The organism is Chitinophaga sp. Ak27 (assembly GCF_012726295.1).
Lineage (GTDB): Bacteria > Bacteroidota > Bacteroidia > Chitinophagales > Chitinophagaceae > Chitinophaga.
The window spans coordinates 456168-474912 of the sequence record NZ_JABAOB010000002.1 but is presented as its reverse complement, the minus strand read 5'-3'; the positions used below and the strand labels follow the sequence as shown (position 1 = coordinate 474912).

Genomic DNA, 18745 nt, shown 5'->3' with positions numbered 1-18745 from the left:
AGTCATCCGCTACAATAGCTTTTTGCTTTCTACTTTATGCTTTCTGCTTACCCATTCATTATTTGCTCCTCTTGTTTCTTCTTGAGATACCACTGTACCACGCGTATTTCCGCGAAGCTGGCGGCATCTCCCACCCGTTCCTTGATAGGGCCGGCGGCGGTAGCGCCCAGCTCTCCGATATGTTTCAGGATAAGGCGCATCGTTTTCTCGGATACGAAGCGGCCGATTTCCATTTCTCCTGCTTCGATACATTGGGCCAGGTGGCTTTCGATGGTGCCGATGGCCAACTGCCGGGCAGTGGCAATATCTGCGATCGACTTGCCAGCCAGGTAGAGTTCCAGCGTGCCCCTGCGGCTGCTTCCTTTCTCTACCTTACCTTTAGCGGCCTTTTCTTTGGCAGCAGTGATGGGCGCCGCAGCTGCGGCGGCCTCCGCGTCGCGCAGGCGGGTATAATCTTTTAATCCGGTGGTAAATACCAGGTCGGCATAAGACACTTCCCAGACATGGCGCAGTTTATTCCAGAAATCAGCTTCCAGGGCCATCAGTTGCAGCAGGTATTTCTTGGATTTCGCCTTTTTAACGGCGGTGATATGCGCCTGTAGCGGCGCTATCAGGTCTTCATAAATGCTCTGGGTAAAATACCCGATGGCTTTGTTGACCCGTTGCTGCAGCTGTTCCATTTCCCCTGTTTGTACAGCGGTATCCAGCAGCTGGTGTAGTTGCAAAACGAATTTGGCGGCTACTTCCTGTTGCTGATCCACTTTAGTGGACAGCTGCCGGCTCAGGGTAAGAGCGGCATCGAAGTCGGGGACCTTCTTATCCTGGATCCATACGGCATGGGTGCGTACCGTTGCCTGCATGCGATACCAGTCAAATAGCTGTAACAGGGAGGTAGCCTGGAATTTCTTGCGCTCCATTTCCAGCAGTACCACCAGTTCATTAGGCTCGTTTTCCTTTTCAGCAAACTCGATCACCTGGCGGTCTGTTTTGATGCTACCATGACCAATACGGGAATGTAGTACCAGTCCCTCCAGCGAGGTACAGCGGCTCAGGGCCACATATACCTGTCCGGGTGCGAAGGCGTAGCCTGCGTCGATAATGGCCCGTTCAAAGGTAAGCCCCTGGCTTTTATGGATGGTAATAGCCCAGGCCAGGCGAATAGGAAACTGGGTGAAGCTGCCTATCTCTTCTTCTTCGATGCTATTTTCTTCCGCATTGTAGGAATAGCGGATATTTCTCCAGGTTTCTTTGCCCAGTTTAAGTTCTTCATGGGAGCCTGCCAGCACCAGTACTATTTCATCATCGTCGATTTCCTTTACCGTGGCTATCTTGCCATTGTAGTAGCGGCGGGGCTGGGCGAGGTCGTTTTTCAGGAACATTACCTGGGCGCCTACTTTTAGTTGCAGCAATAGCTCGGTGGGCAGGGCTTTATCACTGAAATCGCCTTCTATTTTGCCTTCGAAGCGATATACTTTTCCCGGCATGTCGGCCAGGCGGCGGGCATTGATTTCATCGGCCTTCCTGTTATGGGTGGTGAGTACGATGTATTCTTCATCTTCTCCCGTAAAATGAGGCTGATAGCGTTCATTCAGCAGCTGCAGGTCTTCATGTAATACTTCGTTATTACGTACCCGGTTGAGCACATCGATAAAGAGTTGTTCATTTTGCCGGTATATTTTTTTCAGTTCTATGTAAAGCGGCGGCGCCTGTTCAATTACCTTGGAAGCAAAGAAGAAGGTGCTGTTATAATATTCCGAGAGAAGCCGCCACTCCGCATCGGGTACCACCGGGGGCAGCTGATACAGGTCGCCAATAAACAATACCTGTACGCCGCCGAAGGGCAACAGGGGTTTATTGCGGAAATGGCGGAGTATCACATCTATGGCATCCAGCATATCGCAGCGTACCATACTCACCTCGTCGATGATGAGCAATTCCATTTCCTGCAGCAGTACCTTTTTATCGTTGGTGAAACGGATATTGCGAAACAGGCTATGTTTGTCGGTGCTGCTGATTTCATCCATGCCAAATCCTCTTTTTGTGCCGGGGATGAATGGTCCGAAAGGCAGCTGGAAAAAGGAGTGCATGGTAACGCCGCCGGCATTGATGGCAGCCACTCCTGTGGGCGCCACAACTACTGTATTCTTGCGGGTATGTTCTCTAATATACTTGAGAAACGTAGTTTTCCCTGTTCCGGCTTTACCGGTCAGGAAGATATGGCGGTGAGTATGATTTATGAAATCTGCCGCCAGGTGAAAGATGGTATTTGTATGATCCGGTTGGGGCATTTCTGTTTAAATTGAAAAGGCAAATGTACAGAAAATCCGGCGAAAAGCGCGTTAAATGAACGGTGTGGGCAGGGTCGCTCATTTCGTCAACGGGTAGTAACGGCAACGAATAAACGAAAATTAGATTGAAGCGCATAAAAAAACCGTCCTGGCAAAGCCAGGACGGTCGACAAAAACTATTATAAAATAAATTATGCCAGTCTTACGTTAACAGCATTCGGGCCTTTTCTGCCTTCTTCCACGTCGAATACTACGCGGTCATTTTCGCCGATGCTTTCTTTGATACCAGATACGTGAACAAAAATTTCTTGTCCTGAACCTTCGATTTTAATGAATCCAAAACCTTTAGCTTCATTAAAAAATTTTACTACACCTGTTTGCATTATATTTAATATTTAATTGTGAACGTGTTCTCGCCATTTACTTTACAGCAGGCGGCTACCTGGGCGACTAGAAGAAAAACTGTAAAAAAAAGCTGAATGTGAGAGGTGATCTACCAACAGAATTGAAATACATTATCTTTAAGAAGCGGAACGAAGATAGGTGTTTTATTGAATACAACCCTAATTTATTTTAAACTTTTTGTTCTTACAAGGGCTGCCGGCGCAGATTCCACATTAAAGTATATTTTTGCCTCATATATGAAACATCCTGACGCTTGGCGCATAAAAGCCATCTTAACCGGGTCGGCGGGCAACTTGGTAGAATGGTACGACTGGTACATTTACGCCACTTTTTCCCTTTATTTTGCGCCTGTTTTCTTTCCTAAGGGCAGTTACACAGCCCAGTTGCTGAATACGGCGGCTATTTTCGCAGTAGGCTTCCTGATGCGCCCTATAGGCGGCTGGCTATTTGGCCGGATTGCCGATAAAAGCGGGCGGAAGGCGTCTATGACGCTATCGGTGCTGATGATGTCACTGGGTTCCCTGCTCATCGCATTTACGCCTTCCTACCGCGCCATTGGCCTGGCTGCGCCAGCATTGCTGCTGGTAGCACGGTTACTGCAAGGATTGAGCGTAGGAGGCGAATATGGCACCTCTGCCACTTATTTAAGTGAAGTAGCCACGCCGGAGTTGCGTGGCTTTTATTCCAGTTTTCAGTATGTGACCCTGATCGGGGGACAATTAATAGCCCTGGGCGTGCAAATGTTGCTGCAAAAGGTATTTTTGACACCGGCACAGCTGCAGGAATGGGGATGGCGTATCCCTTTTGCAATTGGGGCAGCCCTCGCTTTTTTCGCGCTTTACCTGCGCCGGCATATGCAGGAATCTTCTTCTTTTGAAAAAATCAGGAATGAAAAGGATAAAGGTTCCCTGAAACGCCTATTTACAGAGCATCCCAGGGCAGTGCTCACCGTGGTAGGTCTCACTATGGGCGGTACACTGGCGTTTTACACTTATACCACCTACATGCAGAAATTCCTTGTAAACACGGTGCACCTGAGCATAGAAAAAGCCACCACCATCACTTTCTTCCTGATGTTGATATTTGCCTGTTTACAACCTGTATTTGGCTGGATTTCAGACATCTACGGCCGGAAACCGCTGCTAATGGGCTTTGGCCTGCTCGGCACGCTGTTTACGGTGCCTATCCTCACAGCCATCAGCCAAACCAGCTCCGAATGGGCCGCTTTCTGGCTGATCCTGGCCGCATTGGTGATTGTGACCGGCTATACTTCCATCAATGCCGTGGTAAAAGCAGAGATGTTCCCCGCAGAAATCCGGGCCCTTGGAGTTGGATTTCCCTACGCGCTGACGGTAGCGCTTTTTGGGGGCACAGCAGAATCCATCGCCCTATACTTTAAAAAAGAGGGGCATGAATCGATGTACTACTGGTACGTGACCGCCTGTGTCTTTATTTCGTTACTGGTATATATTACGTCCCGCGATACTAAAAAGACGTCTTTGCTGGATAAGGATGCGTAATTTCCCTGACACTGCCATCTGCTGCACCTATAACCAGGCGGGTGGCGTAGTGCAGGAATAAGCCATTTTCCACTACGCCTGGCACATTGTTCAGCTGAGCCTGCAAGGCTGCTGCGTTATGGATTTTCTGGTAATGGCAATCCAGTATGTAGTTCCCATTGTCGGTCAGGAAACGCTGGTTATCTTTCATCCGCAGCACCGGGTGAGCACCCATCGCCACCAGCTGCCGGAAAGTAAGTTCCCACGCGAAGGTGGCCACTTCTACCGGCAATGGAAATTTTCCCAGGTGCTTCACCAGTTTTTGCTCGTCTATTACGACTACCATCTCTTTTGATGCGGCCGCAATAATCTTTTCCCGGAGCAATGCCCCTCCTCCCCCTTTGATCAGCTGCAGCTGTGCATCGGCTTCGTCGGCCCCGTCGATATCTATATCAATACCGTCTACCTGGTCAAAATCAACTAAAGGAATACCCTGCTCCCGGGCTAATTCCTCTGATTGCGCAGACGTTGCCACTGCTTTTATATCCAGGCCCTCTCTTACGAGTTCGCCTATACGAAGAATAGTATAATAGGCAGTACTGCCTGTGCCCAAACCAACGGTCATCCCAGGTTTGATATACCCGGCGGCCTTTTCGCCGGCTGCTTTTTTACCAATGTTCGTTTGCATGACTCAAAGATAACTTAAAGCAGAAAGCAAAAAGCAAAAAGCTATTGCAGCGGATGACCAATGCGGATAATTACCCGCTATAATCACTCGCTGCAATAGCTTTTTGCTTTTTGCTTTCCGCTCCTCAGCTCCATCTCGCCGGCGAGAAGGCAGCCAGGTCAATACTGGTGCTTTCGTTATTGGCCAGTTCTGCTATCAGCTTGCCTGTGGCGGGGCCCAGGCTTAAGCCCATCATGGCATGGCCGGTGCCCAGCAACAGGTTGCTATACTGAGGTGCATAGCCAATGTAGGGCAGTCCATCCGGTGAACAGGGCCTGCAACCGCTCCATACGCTGCTTTTTTCGGGCATACTAATGGGGAGATTGGAAAAATAATGTTGAACGGAGTCAACGATACCTGCCACGCGATTCATGTTTACCTGGTCGTTTACCGGCGCCACTTCCATGGTGCCGCCGTAGCGTAAACGGTTGCCCATAGGCGTTAACGCTACCCGGGCTTCACAGAGAATGGCCGGGATATTCAGATTTACCGAAGGAGCATTCAGGGTAACGGAATACCCCTTACCTGGCATCATGGCTACTTTTACGCCAGCCATCCGGGCCACTGCGGGCGACCAGGAGCCGGTAGCCAGTACAAACAAATCGGCCGTGTGAGTATCTTGTCCGGTTTGTACTGAGGTTATTTTTTTTCCGGAAGATTTGATGGCAGTGACTTCACTATTTGTCAAAAACCGCACCCCACGTTGTTTCAGGTAGGTAATCAGCTGCTGCATCAGGTCATTGGGATATAGATGTCCATCGCAGCGGTAATGCACGCCTCCCAGCACATCCAGCTGTACCTGGGGTTCCAGCGCCTGAAGCGCCGCTTTATCCAGCACTGCTGCATCCAGGCCCATATTGTTGGCCTGCTTTGCCAGGTGTGCTTCTTCTTCCGCTACGGCGTCCGTTTTATAATACATGATAATCCCTTTCCGCTCCAGCCCGAAATTAAATCCGTCTTGCTGCGCCAGGGTACTGTATAAAGAACGGCTGAAAAGGTTGATATCCCGCAAGGGTAAAGCGGACTCCGTTACATGCCTGGCATTGGCGCTTTTCATGAACTTAAGCCCCCAGCTGATCAGCTGCTGGCTCAAAGAAGGTTTTACATAAAAAGGGCTTTTGCTGTTAAACATCCAGCGGATACCCTGTGATACAATGCCCGGCGCCGCCAGCGGCACAAAGTGACTGGGCACGATCATTCCCATGTTGCCATAGGAGCAGTTATCACTAAAATCTCCTTTATCCAATATCGTAACCTCCCAGCCGCTTTCCTCCAAATAGTAAGCGCTGCAAAGGCCAATAATACCGCCACCAATGACGATTGCTTTCATATGCTTAAAAATATTAGATCACCTGGAAACCGTGTACGTACGGGTCATCGTCGTCCAGGATAATAGTGTTATAGCCTGTTACCTTGGCCCAGCCTTCAATACCAGGTACGATGGCCGGCAAGCCGGCCATGGTGGTTTCATCTTCAATAGTACCGATGAACTGGGAACCGATAATGCTTTCATGAATAAAGCGATCGCCTTTCTTCAACTTTCCTTTGGCGTGCCACTGGGCCATCCTCGCGGAGGTACCCGTACCACAGGGAGAGCGGTCAATGGCTTTATCGCCGTAAAACACCGCATTACGCGCCGTGGCTTCCGGGCTGATGGTAGCGCCGGTCCACAGCAAATGGCTTAACCCTTTGATGTGTTCATTTTCCGGGTGTACAAAGCGGTAATTTTCGTTTAACCTTTGCCGTAATACCCGGCTCCAGGAAATAAGCTGATCGGCGGTGTAGTTTTCCAGTCCCCGGAAATTTTCCTGCGGATCTACGATGGCATAGAAGTTACCGCCGTAGGCCACATCTACCCGTAACATGCCCAAGTCAGGACACAGTACTTCCAGGTTTTCTGCGGCGAGGAAAGACTTTACGTTGGTGAGCTTTACGGATTTCACTTTAGCGCCCTCCTGTATGTAGCTGACCAATACCAGTCCTGCTGGCGTTTCCAGGCGGAGCTGACCCGGAACTTTAGGGGTAATGAGCCCCTGTTCGATGGCGATAGTGACCGTACCAATGGTGCCATGCCCGCACATGGGCAGGCAGCCGCTGGTTTCGATATACAACACGCCGATATCGTTGGCGGCATCGGTGGGCGGATACAGGATGCTTCCGCTCATCATGTCATGACCCCTGGGTTCAAACATCAGTCCCTTACGAATCCAGTCGAATTCTTCCAAAAAATGGAGACGTTTCTCCATCATGTTGTTCCCTTTCAATAAGGGCCCGCCTCCGGCAACCAGTCTTACCGGGTTGCCGCAGGTGTGTGCATCTATACAAAAAAATGTTTTGGCTGACATAAATTCTCCTGGTTATGATCTAACAGCATCTTTCGTTAATTGTCCCTCTATGCGACGCCAGATACCTAAAGGGTTGTTATCTTTCAGGGCATCGGGCAGCAGCGACTGCGGGCAGTCCTGCAAGCATAACGGGCGGGCAAAACGCAGGATCGCCGATGCGCCCACCGAGGTACTTTTTACATCGGTAGTAGCGGGAAACGGTCCTCCGTGTTGCATGGCATAGCCCACTTCCACACCGGTAGGTACATTATTAAAAATGATCCTGCCTACCTTTTCCTGCAAGATAGCAATTGCCGGTGCAAAAGACTGCAAATCTTCTGCAGTAGCCATCACCGTGCCGGTGAGTTGCCCGTGCAGTGATTGCAGCAGTGCTGACAATTCCGTGGCATCATCGCATATCACCAATAAAGATGACGGCCCAAATACTTCCTGCTGCAATTGCGGATCATTGATAAAATCGCGGGCACTTACCTGGTACAGTGCTGGCGCACCTTTTGTTTGCGCCGTTTCAGCCGGGCCGGCAAAAAGCGTTTGTACGCCTTTCCTGCCTGCCAGCTGGTCCCTGGTTTCGTAATAATGATGACAGATACCGGGGTTCAGCATGGTGCCTGCAGCAGTGGTGCTCAGCTCCTGCTGCAGGGTAGCCGTAAATTGCGCTGTAGCAGCGCCGGCCAGCGCAATGAGTAAGCCGGGATTGGTGCAGAACTGACCTGTTCCCAGTGTGATAGACCGGGCATACAGAACAGCCACGTCGCTGGCCGCCGCTTCCAGCTTAGCGGGCAGCAGCAGTACTGGATTGATACTTCCCATTTCCGCATATACCGGGATGGGCACTGGTCTTTTATTGGCTGCCTCAAAAATAGCCATGCCGGCTTTAAATGAGCCGGTAAAGCCGATGGCTTTGATGCCGGGATGTTTTACGAGTTGTTGTCCTACCGTAGCGCCGGGGCCGCTGATACTGGAAAATACGCCATCTGGCATACCGCATTGCTGTGCAGCTTTCTGTATGGCCAGGGCTACCAGTTCGTTGGTGCCGGGATGCGATTCATGGGCCTTTACGATGACAGGATTACCTGCGGCCAGGGCCGAGGCGGTGTCGCCTCCTGCGGTAGAAAATGCCAGCGGAAAATTGCTGGCAGGAAATACCAGCACCGGGCCCAGGGGCACCAGCATTTTTCGTATATCCGGTCGCGGTAGCGGGGTACGGTCTGGCAGCGCCACATCGATAGTAGCATCTACCCAGGAGCCTTCCCGTAACACGGCGGCGAAGAGGCGGAGTTGGGACACGGTGCGCATGCGCTCACCGGAGATCCGGGCCAGTGGCAGTCCGGATTCTGCCACTGTTCTTTCCAGGAGCGGATCGCCGATAGCCAGTATTTCGGTGGCAATCGCCTCCAGGAATACCGCCCGTGCTTCCGGGGAAGTCTGGCGGTAGATTTGAAAAGCGTTGGTCGCTTTGTCTACTGCCAGCGCTATTTCCGCGTTGGTAGCCACCATGAATGCTTCCGGCATGGTAGCATTACTAACGGGGCTGTATGCACGAAGTACGTCGGCCCCGGCGGCGACAGTGTCAAAACCAATTATATTTTTTCCACTAATCATGCAGGGAGTTTTAAATAGTCGGGCAGTGCAGGGCGGTTAGCCAATGCGGTGGCAATCACATTTTCCGCATATGCTTTTTCAGCGCCCTGTGGCAGCAGGCGTGGCGCCCTTACATGGGTGGTGCCAATACCGGTAGCTGCAGCGGCCATTTTGATGTATTGTACCAGCTTTGGAACAATATCCAGTTCCAGCAGCGGCATAAACCAGCGGTAAATAGCCAGCGCTTCTGCGATACGTCCGGCTTTAGCAAGTCGGTAGATAGCTACTGTTTCACGGGGGAAAGCATCCACCAGTCCGGCTACCCAGCCATTGGCCCCGATCAGCATACATTCCAGCGCCAGGGTATCTACGCCGCAGAGGATACTGAAGCGGTCGCCAAAACGGTTGATCATACGGGTTACATTGGTAGTATCCCTGGTAGATTCTTTTACTGCCTGGATGTTGGGTGCTTTTGCCAATTGCTCAAACATGTCGAGCGTCACCATAATCTTATAATCGATCGGATTATTGTAGATCATAATGGGTAAATGTGTGCTATTGGCTACTGCCAGAAAATATGCAACGGTTTCGTTGTCATCTGCCTTATAGCGCATAGGCGGTAGCAACATCAAACCAGCAGCACCGGCTTCTTCGGCTGCCTTAGCGCAAGCAACCGCCGCTGTGGTGGTTTGCTCTGCAATATTCATGATCACAGGTATTTTTCCAGCGAGAAAAGCGACGGCATGTCTTACCAGCGCATACTTTTCGTCGTTCTGCAAACTACTGGCTTCTCCCAGTGAGCCGCCCAGAATAATACCATTTACGCCTGCATCTACCTGAGCTTGCAGGTTTTTGTCGAACATATCATAGTCAATATGATCATCAGCAGTGAAGGGGGTGAGCAATGCGGGAAATACGCCTTGCCAGTTAACTTGTGCCATTTTCCTATCTGTTTTTTTATGTCAACAAAAATAGAAGGTGCTACCCGACAGTATGCTACTGTAATTAATCAATTATGCGCAAATTTTAACCTAAAAAAACAACCTTTACTTCCTATTTAATAAAAATCCGCGTATTTTCTATTTGAAAAATTTTCGGCCGCACTTCGGAAAAATTGTCCTAATTTCTCATGTTACCCGTTGTGTAATCCATCTCTATGCTGTATTTGAAAACTATTGCTTTTTGTCTGCTTTTCTGCGCCCTTGCTGCAACAGCGAGCGGACAAGCCTGCACGGAAATTGGTCAAACGCCCACTTCTGCTTTCCCGGTTTGTGGCACCAAAATATTCAAACAAGATAAAGTACCGGTATGTGGCATCAATAGTATTCCTGGCCCGGTTTGTAATAACCCGGATGATGGAAATCATATGGACATGAACCCCTACTGGTATAAATTTACCTGTTATACAGCGGGGACACTGGGATTTACCATTACGCCCAATCAACTGAGTGACGATTATGACTGGCAGGTTTTCGATATCACCGGCCGCAATCCGAATGATGTATTTACCGATATCAACTTATTCGTGACCATGAATTGGTCGGGTGAATCGGGTGTCACAGGGGCTTCTTCCGCCGGCACCTCGCTTTCTGTATGTGGTGGCATGAACCAACCGTTATTCAGCAAAATGGCCAACATACAGGCAGGGCATGAATACCTGTTGCTCATCAGCCATTTTTCCGGCAGTTCGCAAAGCGGTTACCAGTTGGCATTTGGCGGTGGTACGGCGGTGATCACCGATCCAACTATTCCTGAGTTGAAGCTGTCCGGTTATAACTGTGGCCCCTATACGATAGGACTGAAGCTCACCAAAAAAGTTAACTGTGGCAGTATTGCTGTCGATGGCAGCGATTTTGCCTTTACCGCTGCGAGCCCAAAAATCGTCAGCGCTACCGGCGTAGGCTGTAGCAGCGGGTTTGATACTGACTCTATTTTATTGCAACTGGATAAGCCCCTGGTCCCAGGCGTTTATACCATTGTTTCCCGGGTCGGAAAAGATGGCAACACGGTGTTGGATGCCTGTGGCAATGCTATGCTCGTAGGCGATCAGACCAGATTTGACGTGTTGGCCTCTCCCCCCGTGCCCATGGGCAGTATTAAGATACCTGCCTGCGGGCCCGATCAGCTGCAACTTCAATTCAGCGCGCCTATCCGCTGTGCCTCTATATCGCCCGATGGAAAAGATTTTGTGCTGAGTGGCCCTTCGGCCGTGAAGATCACCGGCGCCAGCGGCAATTGCAGCGCTGATGGACTTACTACCGTCATTACCCTTCAACTGGACAAACACATTACACAGGAAGGCAATTATACCGTAACACTGACCACCGGCCCCGATGGCAACACCATCGAAAACGAATGTCACGTACCTACTCCACCCGGTGGCACTGCGAAGTTTAATATTCCCCATGAGCCCTTTGTGCCGCTGGGTCCTGTAACACCACCGGCCTGCGGCCCAAACACGATACAGCTGGTGCTGGCGGCCCCTGTTCGTTGCAGCTCCGTAGCAGGCGATGGCAGCGATTTCACGATCACCGGTCCTGCTACAGTAGTAATCACCGGCGCCGGCAGCAGCTGTGACGCCAGCGGCATGACGAAAGTAATTACCTTACAACTGAAAGACCGTATATTAAAAGACGGCAACTACCAGGTAGTATTGAAAACGGGAAAAGACGGTAATACCCTGCTGAGCGAGTGCTGGCAGGAAACACCGGCGGGATCGCAACAACCCTTTACCATTGCACCGCAACCAGCCGTGGTACTGGGAGCTATAGCGCCCATCGCCTGCAGTCCGCAGTCCGTGAAAGTGGGATTGTCGGTTCCTGTGCAATGCAACACGATTGCGCCCGATGGCAGCGACTTTACCCTCACCGGCCCTGGCGGCATCCAGATCATAAAAGCCACGGGCGTTTGCAACAGCAGTAACCTGGCGGATTCCATTATACTGCAACTCTCCGCTCCTATTCTAAAAGCAGGCGACTACCAGGTAACCCTCAAAACCGGTACAGACGGTAACACCCTGCTGAGCGAATGCTGGCAGCCCGCCGCTATCAACCAGGTAAGCAATTTTCGCACAGCCGATACCGTTAATGCCGGCTTCAGCTACACCATTCAGCAGGACTGCCGTGTATCCACCCTACACCTACAGCATGATGGTCAGCATGCCGTCAACAAGTGGACGTGGTCATTCGACGATGGAGATACGTATACCACGCAAAATGTAACAAAAACATATACTTCGTTGGGCATGAAGCACCTGCAACTGACCGTGAGCAATGGCATTTGCACCGATACCAAAAGCTTAGATACCTTACTCAGAAGTGAAGTCACCGCTCTCTTCGATGTGAGTCCCGGCCCCTATTGCCCTATGGACCTGGTACTGCCGGAGAATAAAAGTCTCGGTAAAATACAGGCCTGGACCTGGTACTACGGCAACGGCGCTGTCACCACCGGTCCGCAAGCCACCCGGATGCAATATTTCCCCACCCAAAAAGAGCAACAATACCTGATCCGGCTCATTGTGAAAAATGATGCCAATTGCCTGGATACCGCCGATCATTATATTACCGTGGTATCCAGCTGTTATATAGACGTACCTACCGCCTTCTCTCCCAATAACGATGGGCAGAACGACTATCTCTATCCACTCAATGCCTATAAGGCCGTAGACCTTCATTTTGCCGTATATAACCGGGTAGGCAATCTTTTATTTGAAACCACTGACTGGACCCGCAAATGGGATGGTACCGTGAAAGGACAACCTGCCGACCTGGGCACTTACGTATGGATGCTGGAGTATACCGAGAAAGAAAGCGGGAAACGGGTATTCCGGAAAGGGACCACGGTACTGGTTCGCTAGCCATTTTTGGAATTGTTGCCGAACTCCGCTAAATTTTGCCCGGAAAAAACTTGTAATACTTTGAAGGGACCGATTATTCTCGCTATGGCAGGCGCTTTGCTGGGATCAGCCGCTAATGCGCAGGATTCAGCCGCCATCCAGGCTATCAATGCCAACATTTTAGCGCAACATATAAAAGTACTCGCCTCGGATGCCTTTGAAGGGCGTAAACCATTTACACGCGGCGAAGACAGCACCATCCGATACCTGGCGGACCAGTTCCGGCAGCTGGGGTTACAACCCGGTAATGGCAACAGCTATTTCCAGGAAGTACCCATGGTGTCGATCAGCTCCCACCCGGCTGACCACCTGGTGATTGAAGGCGCCGGCGGCGCAGTAACGCTGTCGTACCTCGACGATTTCGTAGCCGCCACCCGCCGTATACAGGAGCAGGTAAGCATTTCACATTCGGAATTAGTGTTTGCCGGTTACGGCATTGTAGCCCCGGAATACGGATGGAATGACTATAAAGAGCTGGATGTAAAGGGCAAAACAGTGATCGTGATGATCAATGATCCGGGATTTGCCGACAGCAGCTTGTTTAAAGGACGTAATATGAGTTACTATGGCCGCTGGACTTATAAATTTGAAGAGGCTTCGCGGCAAGGCGCCACGGGGGTGATCATCATCCATGAAACTGCTGCTGCCAGCTATCCCTGGAAAGTGGTACGCAGCGGCTGGTCTAACTCCAAACTGCACCTGCAAACGGCCGATAACAACCAGCATCGCACCGCGCTGGAGGGGTGGATTACAATGGATGCTGCCAAAAAGATCTTCCAGCTGGCCGGTGTTTCGCCCGATATTATGCAAAAAGCCCTGGTAAAAGGTTTCAAGCCGGTAGACCTCCATTTACACACTTCTCTCGTAATCAACAATACCATTAAAAAATCGACCTCGCATAATGTGCTGGCGGTATTGCCGGGCGCCAAAAGGCCGCAGGAATGCGTTGTATATTCCGCTCACTGGGATCATTTTGGGATAGGCGAGCCCGTTAAAGGTGACTCTATTTACAACGGTGCAGTAGACAATGCTACCGGTACTGCGGGATTGCTGGCACTGGCTACTGCCTTCACCCGGTTGGCCCAAAAGCCGGAGCGCTCCGTGTTGTTCCTGTCTGTTACCGGGGAAGAGCAAGGTTTGCTGGGTTCCGAGTATTATGTAGCCCACCCCAGCTTTGCGTTGAACAAAACCGTGGCAGATATCAATCTCGATGTGCTGAATACTTTTGGGCGCACCCGCGATGTTACGGTGATAGGCTACGGACAATCCATGCTGGACGAATACGCCCGAGGCGCCGCTGCCCTGCAAGGCAGGGTGATTGTTCCGGAAGCCAATCCTGAAGGGGGCTGGTTTTTCCGCTCCGATCACTTCAACTTTGCCAAGAAGGGCGTGCCCGGGTTGTATATCGGTCCGGGTACCGACGCCATAGGCCACGAACACGGCTGGGGCACAGCACAGATAGCAGCGTATAACCGTTTACGTTACCACTCCCCCACCGATGAATTTAACCCGGCCACCTGGGTCATGGATGGCATGGTAGCAGATGTACGCCTGTTGTTTGACGTAGGCTATCATCTCAGCAATGAAAGCAGCTACCCTGCCTGGAAACAAGGATCAGAATTTAGCGCATACAGAAAATAGTGTTAAGATGGTTTTATTTGGATTGATAATGATAGGATTGATCCTGTTCCTGTACTTCAAAAATATGTACAGTCGCAGGCAGCTGAAGAAAAGTGCGGTGCCAATAGACTACCAGGCGTTGCTACAGGAACATGTACGCTATTACCAGCAGTTACCGCCAGCAGAAAAAACTCGGTTTGAAGCCATGGTGCAACGTTTTCTCAGAAGAACGCATATCGAAGGCGTAGGCGTTATAGTAGAACCGCTGGACCGCGTATTAGTGGCCGCCAGCGCCATCATCCCTATTTTTGGATTTAAAGACTGGGAGTATTTTAATCTCACTAACGTAATCCTCTACCCCGACACCTTCGACTCCACCTACCAGTACGAAGGCAATAACCGCAATATCTTAGGCATGGTAGGCACCGGTCCATTAAACGGACAGATGATCTTGTCGCGCTCCGCGCTGCGGGAAGGTTTCGCTAATATGACAGATAAAAACAATACCGCCATCCATGAATTCGTGCACTTGCTGGACAAAACAGACGGCCTTATTGATGGAATGCCTACCAAACTGATGGAGCACAGCTACAGCATTCCCTGGATGAAGCTAGTGCATCAGACCATACAGGAAATTTCCGAAGGGCATACCGATATTAATCCATATGCAGCCTTCAATGAAGCAGAGTTTTTTGCGGTGATATCAGAGTACTTTTTTGAGCGGCCGGATTTGCTGGCGGAGAAACACCCGGAGTTGTATGAGATGCTGACGAAGATATTCCGGCAGGATCCGGGGAAGATGGAAACGGAACAATGATTTGTAATAACGGCCACCAGAGCTTTACTGGTGACCGTTATTGTTATTTCTTACCAGCCATTTGTTGTTCTAATTTGCGGGTTCGTTCTAAAGAAGCTTCCAACTTTTTATTCAGCTCTATGATATAGAGCATCTGTTCTTCTACCTTCTGCAATAACAATTTCTCCATTTCTCCTATATCAAGACCATTGGTGTTAATCTCTTTTTCAGAAGGAATGGTTGGCAGGTGTTTATTGTTTTTTACAAAATGCTCTACTTCCTGTAAGGAGGGTAGTTGGTAGGTGTCGTGAAATACAAAATCCGGCCAGCCGGCTTGGGTGACCTTCACGCGCTTGGCGAAGAGGTCGCCGTTAACGGCTAACTTAGCCTGGGGTAAGGTGGTACCGATTCCTACATTGCCATCGTTTCTTACATACAGCAAGGGATTAGCCCCTCCCGTGGCAGAGCTTCCATCTGTATTCGCATTCCCCAGCACAGCCAGCGCATACTGAGCCGCCGATTTAGATAATGTTCCAATAGCGAGCCCGTAATTTTCGCCCCAGAGGTAAGCAGCCGCTTTGTTTGTATTTCCGCGGGAGACCAGGTGTAAAGGGTAATTGGGGCTGGTTCCAATGCCTACACTACCCGGCACTGTCATATTTCCTTTTACATCTGTTGACGGCAACAAGTAAAATTGATTGTTGTCGAAATCGCATTTGATGCCTGATGTGCCGGTGCTCGCGACAAATCCAACCGGCGCGGTTACCGTTTGGCCGAAAGGAGCTGCATTTAATGGAATTGCTCCATAATCAGCAACCGGGCGGTAATACACGTTACCCCATTGATAATTAGAGCGCAGCCATAGCGCATTATTAAAGACATAAAAAGTAGCCGCAGCGGGATTACCGGAAATACATCTCACTTCCAACCCGTCAAATCGGCCAGTAGTTCCTTCATATTTGTCTACCCTAATCTGGTAAGTACCCTGACGCTCGAAATAATTAGCATCTCCCTGGATACTCACTTCGTAAATACTGGCATAACGGTGGGCATCGCTATTTACCTGGAGTAGTTTAAAGTACTGTAATCCCCACGGCGAGCTTGGTTCGTTAGTGGCGCCGAGAAGGACCCAATCGCCTATTCCTGCCGGTTTTGCAGCGTAGAGGTGGGGTAGGTTAAACAGGAAAATTACGGTAAAGAGTAAAGGTTTGAGAAGAAAACGCATAGAGATAAGGTGTTTAAGTTAACAAAGGTGTGTTGAATTAATTGGTCTATTTTCAGTATTGTACATTTCTTTTAAATATATTTCCGAATCCAGTTACTTTCTCGCAGCAAATCCGAAATAAAATCATCGGCAATAAGAAGAATACTACACTCATGACCGCCCAGAATTTCCGTTTCCATTTAGGTAACTGTTCGAACGCATCAAGCAGCATAACAATTCTCTTCTCAGAGTAATAGTTATACATGATTAGCATCCAGCCAACCATAATCGGCACCGCAATTAATTTGTTTGGTATATATCTTGAAAAATCCCATACCGAAAACTTCTTTAACAAGATCAAAATAAAAATGGTAGTGATAAATTGGCTGATCGTAACTACGGCAGCAGCGCTAAATCTGGGCGTTTCATTTTTGAATTTTGAATAGTATTTGTAGGTGCTTACAAAAATCCAGTTATACATTTGATAGCATTGGCGTTGTGCTACTCGGGCAGCATACATAATAGATTATGCTCCCCATTCCGAACATTAAGCTCGCAAAAAGTATATAGAAGGCCGGAACTACGGTTTCCGATGGAAACATAATGAAAGATACTCCATCAATATATTTCATTTCCACATACTCTCCCTCCCAATGTTTATCACAGAAGGAGCCACCGACTTGTTTTACATACTTTTTTTTCATAGATAAATTTAGCATGATGTTTCACCTTGGTTCCAATGCAACTACCAGGCATTTTTAATATCTGCATTCTTACTTGGTACCATCACGCTCTGCCAAATATTGTCGATAATTCCCAAGAGTCATCATTAAACAAGCTAAGACCGTTATAATTCCTTCCCATAAATATATCTTCATCCTGCTTGTTTATAGCCCTGTATGCAAGTGCAAAGCGTATTAACGCTTTGTTTAGCCGACCAAAAATATAGTCATATCAGTCATTTCGCTTTTCTTCAATTTTCAACACCTTAAGCACACAACGATATACAAAGCTGCCAAAGTTCAAATAAACCCAATTTAAAACACTAAAAATAAGTCCGAAAAAAGGTATAGTTAAAACGGCTATTAGAAAACCTGTTACCCCATAATAAGGACGTTCATTAAAATGTACCGGTAAAATATGCACTAAAGAAAGAATCGCAGCAAGCAATCCAAAGGGCATATATCCAAATAGGTAAGCTAGAAAAAGTCTCTTGAAACTGTAATGAGTTCTTTCCATAATATTCATTGTGCCTTAAAAAAGGTGAATACCATTTCTAATGAACCCACGTGATACACTCGTATAATAAGCCGTAGGCACTACCTACGGCCTATTATACTGCTAAGCTAAAAGTTAACACATCGCTATATTTCAACCCCTTCGGCGAGTATTTTTATTTCACTGCCAGTAGAGGAAGTCTTAATTATATAGCAATTCAATTTAACACTATCAAAAGCACCTTTCCATTTTTTATAAAAAGACAGCAAATCTGGGTCATCTGCAGGACCTATATAGCCTATATCTATTGCTTCTTTAACATGAATACCTGAATTCATGGTTGCTTTAAATAAACAAACTCCTTTGAAAATTATTTTTGACCTTGGTATGTCATACCAGTCAACAATAATCTCAATAATATCATTATTCCCTAAATCTTTTCTGTCAAGGAAGATACTTTCTAAAATAGAATCATGCCAATAGCAATCATCAAAATCGAATTCCATCATGGTATACTTCAAAGTCAAATACCCTTCTTTGCAGGCGGTGTTCCAGCATCTATCCCACTTCCCCTCATGTATCCAGGCTTTTTGTCTGTATGAATTTCTGCCGTCGCCAACTCAAATAGATAGTAACGCGTTTCTTCTAAAATTAATTCTATCAATGTCTATTCAGGCAACTCCTCCCACTCGGCTCCTTTTATTTTCCAATCTTTATTTTCCTTGATTAAAATCAAAGAAATTCTCTGGTTTTCATCAGATAAAGTTGTGTTCCAGAGCACTTCAATTTCGGCTTCATTTTCATCTAAATATTTAATAGAATTGATTTTAAACATCCGGAATAAATTTTCATCTCTTTTAGCAATGAGCGAGTCCATCCGCATCTTAAGTGGACTAAAAACAAAAAAGAAAGGAAAAAATAGTTCTTGCCTGCTTAGGGACTCCCCCGGATGCCTACGCTTTAGATAAACAAACAATTTATCTCCATCTATGACTTTGTTAAATACTAAGGTGTCTTTAGTTGAAATTGCTCTAACAAATAAATTACTGCTTAGATAAACTCCGGTCGTGTCAATATTTTCTTTTTTCCTTTTAGAATTGGAGTTTATACAACCCAAATTTAATCCGATTAGGAAACCGATAAGAGAAATTAAAAAAATTCGCATAT

General features: G+C 48.3%; 15 protein-coding genes. 4 read left to right on the top strand and 11 right to left on the bottom strand.

What is annotated here, in order from left to right:
• Window positions 1–47: 47 nt before the first annotated feature.
• Window positions 48–2288 (bottom strand): helix-turn-helix domain-containing protein, encoded by a 2241-nt coding sequence (locus HGH90_RS32090; protein ID WP_169190972.1) that lies wholly within the window; start codon window positions 2286–2288, stop codon window positions 48–50.
• A 191-nt stretch (window positions 2289–2479) separates the two neighbouring features.
• The gene (locus HGH90_RS09735) at window positions 2480–2671 is read right to left on the bottom strand and encodes a cold-shock protein (RefSeq protein ID WP_079472790.1); all 192 of its coding nucleotides are present in this window, start codon (window positions 2669–2671) and stop codon (window positions 2480–2482) included.
• Window positions 2672–2929: 258 nt separating this feature from the next.
• Here HGH90_RS09735 and HGH90_RS09730 point away from each other — a divergent pair, with 258 nt between their 5' ends.
• Window positions 2930–4213 (top strand): MFS transporter, encoded by a 1284-nt coding sequence (locus HGH90_RS09730; protein WP_169190971.1) that lies wholly within the window; start codon window positions 2930–2932, stop codon window positions 4211–4213.
• Here the strand turns inward: HGH90_RS09730 and rpiA are convergent.
• The 5 genes from rpiA to HGH90_RS09705 all read right to left on the bottom strand — a co-directional run bounded on the left by rpiA (window position 4179) and on the right by HGH90_RS09705 (window position 9786).
• Entirely contained in the window at window positions 4179–4880 is a 702-nt protein-coding gene (gene rpiA / locus HGH90_RS09725; protein WP_169190970.1) for a ribose-5-phosphate isomerase RpiA, read from the bottom strand. The two genes, HGH90_RS09730 and rpiA, sit on opposite strands and share 35 nt — an antisense overlap.
• Window positions 4881–5004: 124 nt before the next feature.
• On the bottom strand, window positions 5005–6249 hold the full coding sequence (locus HGH90_RS09720; RefSeq protein ID WP_169190969.1) for an NAD(P)/FAD-dependent oxidoreductase: 1245 nt from the start codon (window positions 6247–6249) through the stop codon (window positions 5005–5007).
• Between the two features lie 13 nt (window positions 6250–6262).
• Window positions 6263–7264 carry a 4-hydroxyproline epimerase gene (locus tag HGH90_RS09715; RefSeq protein ID WP_168764184.1) on the bottom strand — a complete coding sequence of 334 codons (1002 nt, stop codon included), beginning with the start codon at window positions 7262–7264 and terminating at the stop codon, window positions 6263–6265.
• Between the two features lie 12 nt (window positions 7265–7276).
• Entirely contained in the window at window positions 7277–8866 is a 1590-nt protein-coding gene (locus tag HGH90_RS09710) for an aldehyde dehydrogenase (NADP(+)) (protein ID WP_168764185.1), read from the bottom strand.
• The gene (locus tag HGH90_RS09705; RefSeq protein WP_169190968.1) at window positions 8863–9786 is read right to left on the bottom strand and encodes a dihydrodipicolinate synthase family protein; all 924 of its coding nucleotides are present in this window, start codon (window positions 9784–9786) and stop codon (window positions 8863–8865) included. The genes HGH90_RS09710 and HGH90_RS09705 overlap by 4 nt, the downstream gene beginning before the upstream one ends.
• Window positions 9787–10001: 215 nt before the next feature.
• On the opposite strand from HGH90_RS09705, the gene HGH90_RS09700 reads away from it, so the two are divergent.
• The 3 genes from HGH90_RS09700 to HGH90_RS09690 are packed head-to-tail and all read left to right on the top strand — an operon-like array spanning window position 10002 to window position 15177.
• On the top strand, window positions 10002–12701 hold the full coding sequence (locus tag HGH90_RS09700) for a gliding motility-associated C-terminal domain-containing protein (protein WP_169190967.1): 2700 nt from the start codon (window positions 10002–10004) through the stop codon (window positions 12699–12701).
• A gap of 60 nt (window positions 12702–12761) precedes the next feature.
• Entirely contained in the window at window positions 12762–14381 is a 1620-nt protein-coding gene (locus HGH90_RS09695) for a M28 family metallopeptidase (RefSeq protein ID WP_248276989.1), read from the top strand.
• A gap of 7 nt (window positions 14382–14388) precedes the next feature.
• Window positions 14389–15177: a zinc-dependent peptidase gene (locus HGH90_RS09690; RefSeq protein WP_169190966.1), complete on the top strand. Its 789-nt coding sequence runs from the start codon at window positions 14389–14391 to the stop codon at window positions 15175–15177.
• 43 nt (window positions 15178–15220) lie between these two features.
• Here HGH90_RS09690 and HGH90_RS09685 read toward each other — a convergent pair whose 3' ends face one another.
• The 4 genes from HGH90_RS09685 to HGH90_RS09670 form a co-directional block, all read right to left on the bottom strand.
• Window positions 15221–16381, bottom strand: coding sequence for a hypothetical protein (locus tag HGH90_RS09685; RefSeq protein ID WP_169190965.1), 1161 nt, complete (start codon window positions 16379–16381; stop codon window positions 15221–15223).
• Between the two features lie 933 nt (window positions 16382–17314).
• Window positions 17315–17599 (bottom strand): hypothetical protein, encoded by a 285-nt coding sequence (locus HGH90_RS09680; protein WP_169190964.1) that lies wholly within the window; start codon window positions 17597–17599, stop codon window positions 17315–17317.
• A 125-nt stretch (window positions 17600–17724) separates the two neighbouring features.
• On the bottom strand, window positions 17725–18087 hold the full coding sequence (locus tag HGH90_RS09675) for a hypothetical protein (protein ID WP_169190963.1): 363 nt from the start codon (window positions 18085–18087) through the stop codon (window positions 17725–17727).
• A 158-nt stretch (window positions 18088–18245) separates the two neighbouring features.
• Window positions 18246–18743: a hypothetical protein gene (locus HGH90_RS09670; protein ID WP_169190962.1), complete on the bottom strand. Its 498-nt coding sequence runs from the start codon at window positions 18741–18743 to the stop codon at window positions 18246–18248.
• Window positions 18744–18745 lie beyond the last annotated feature (2 nt).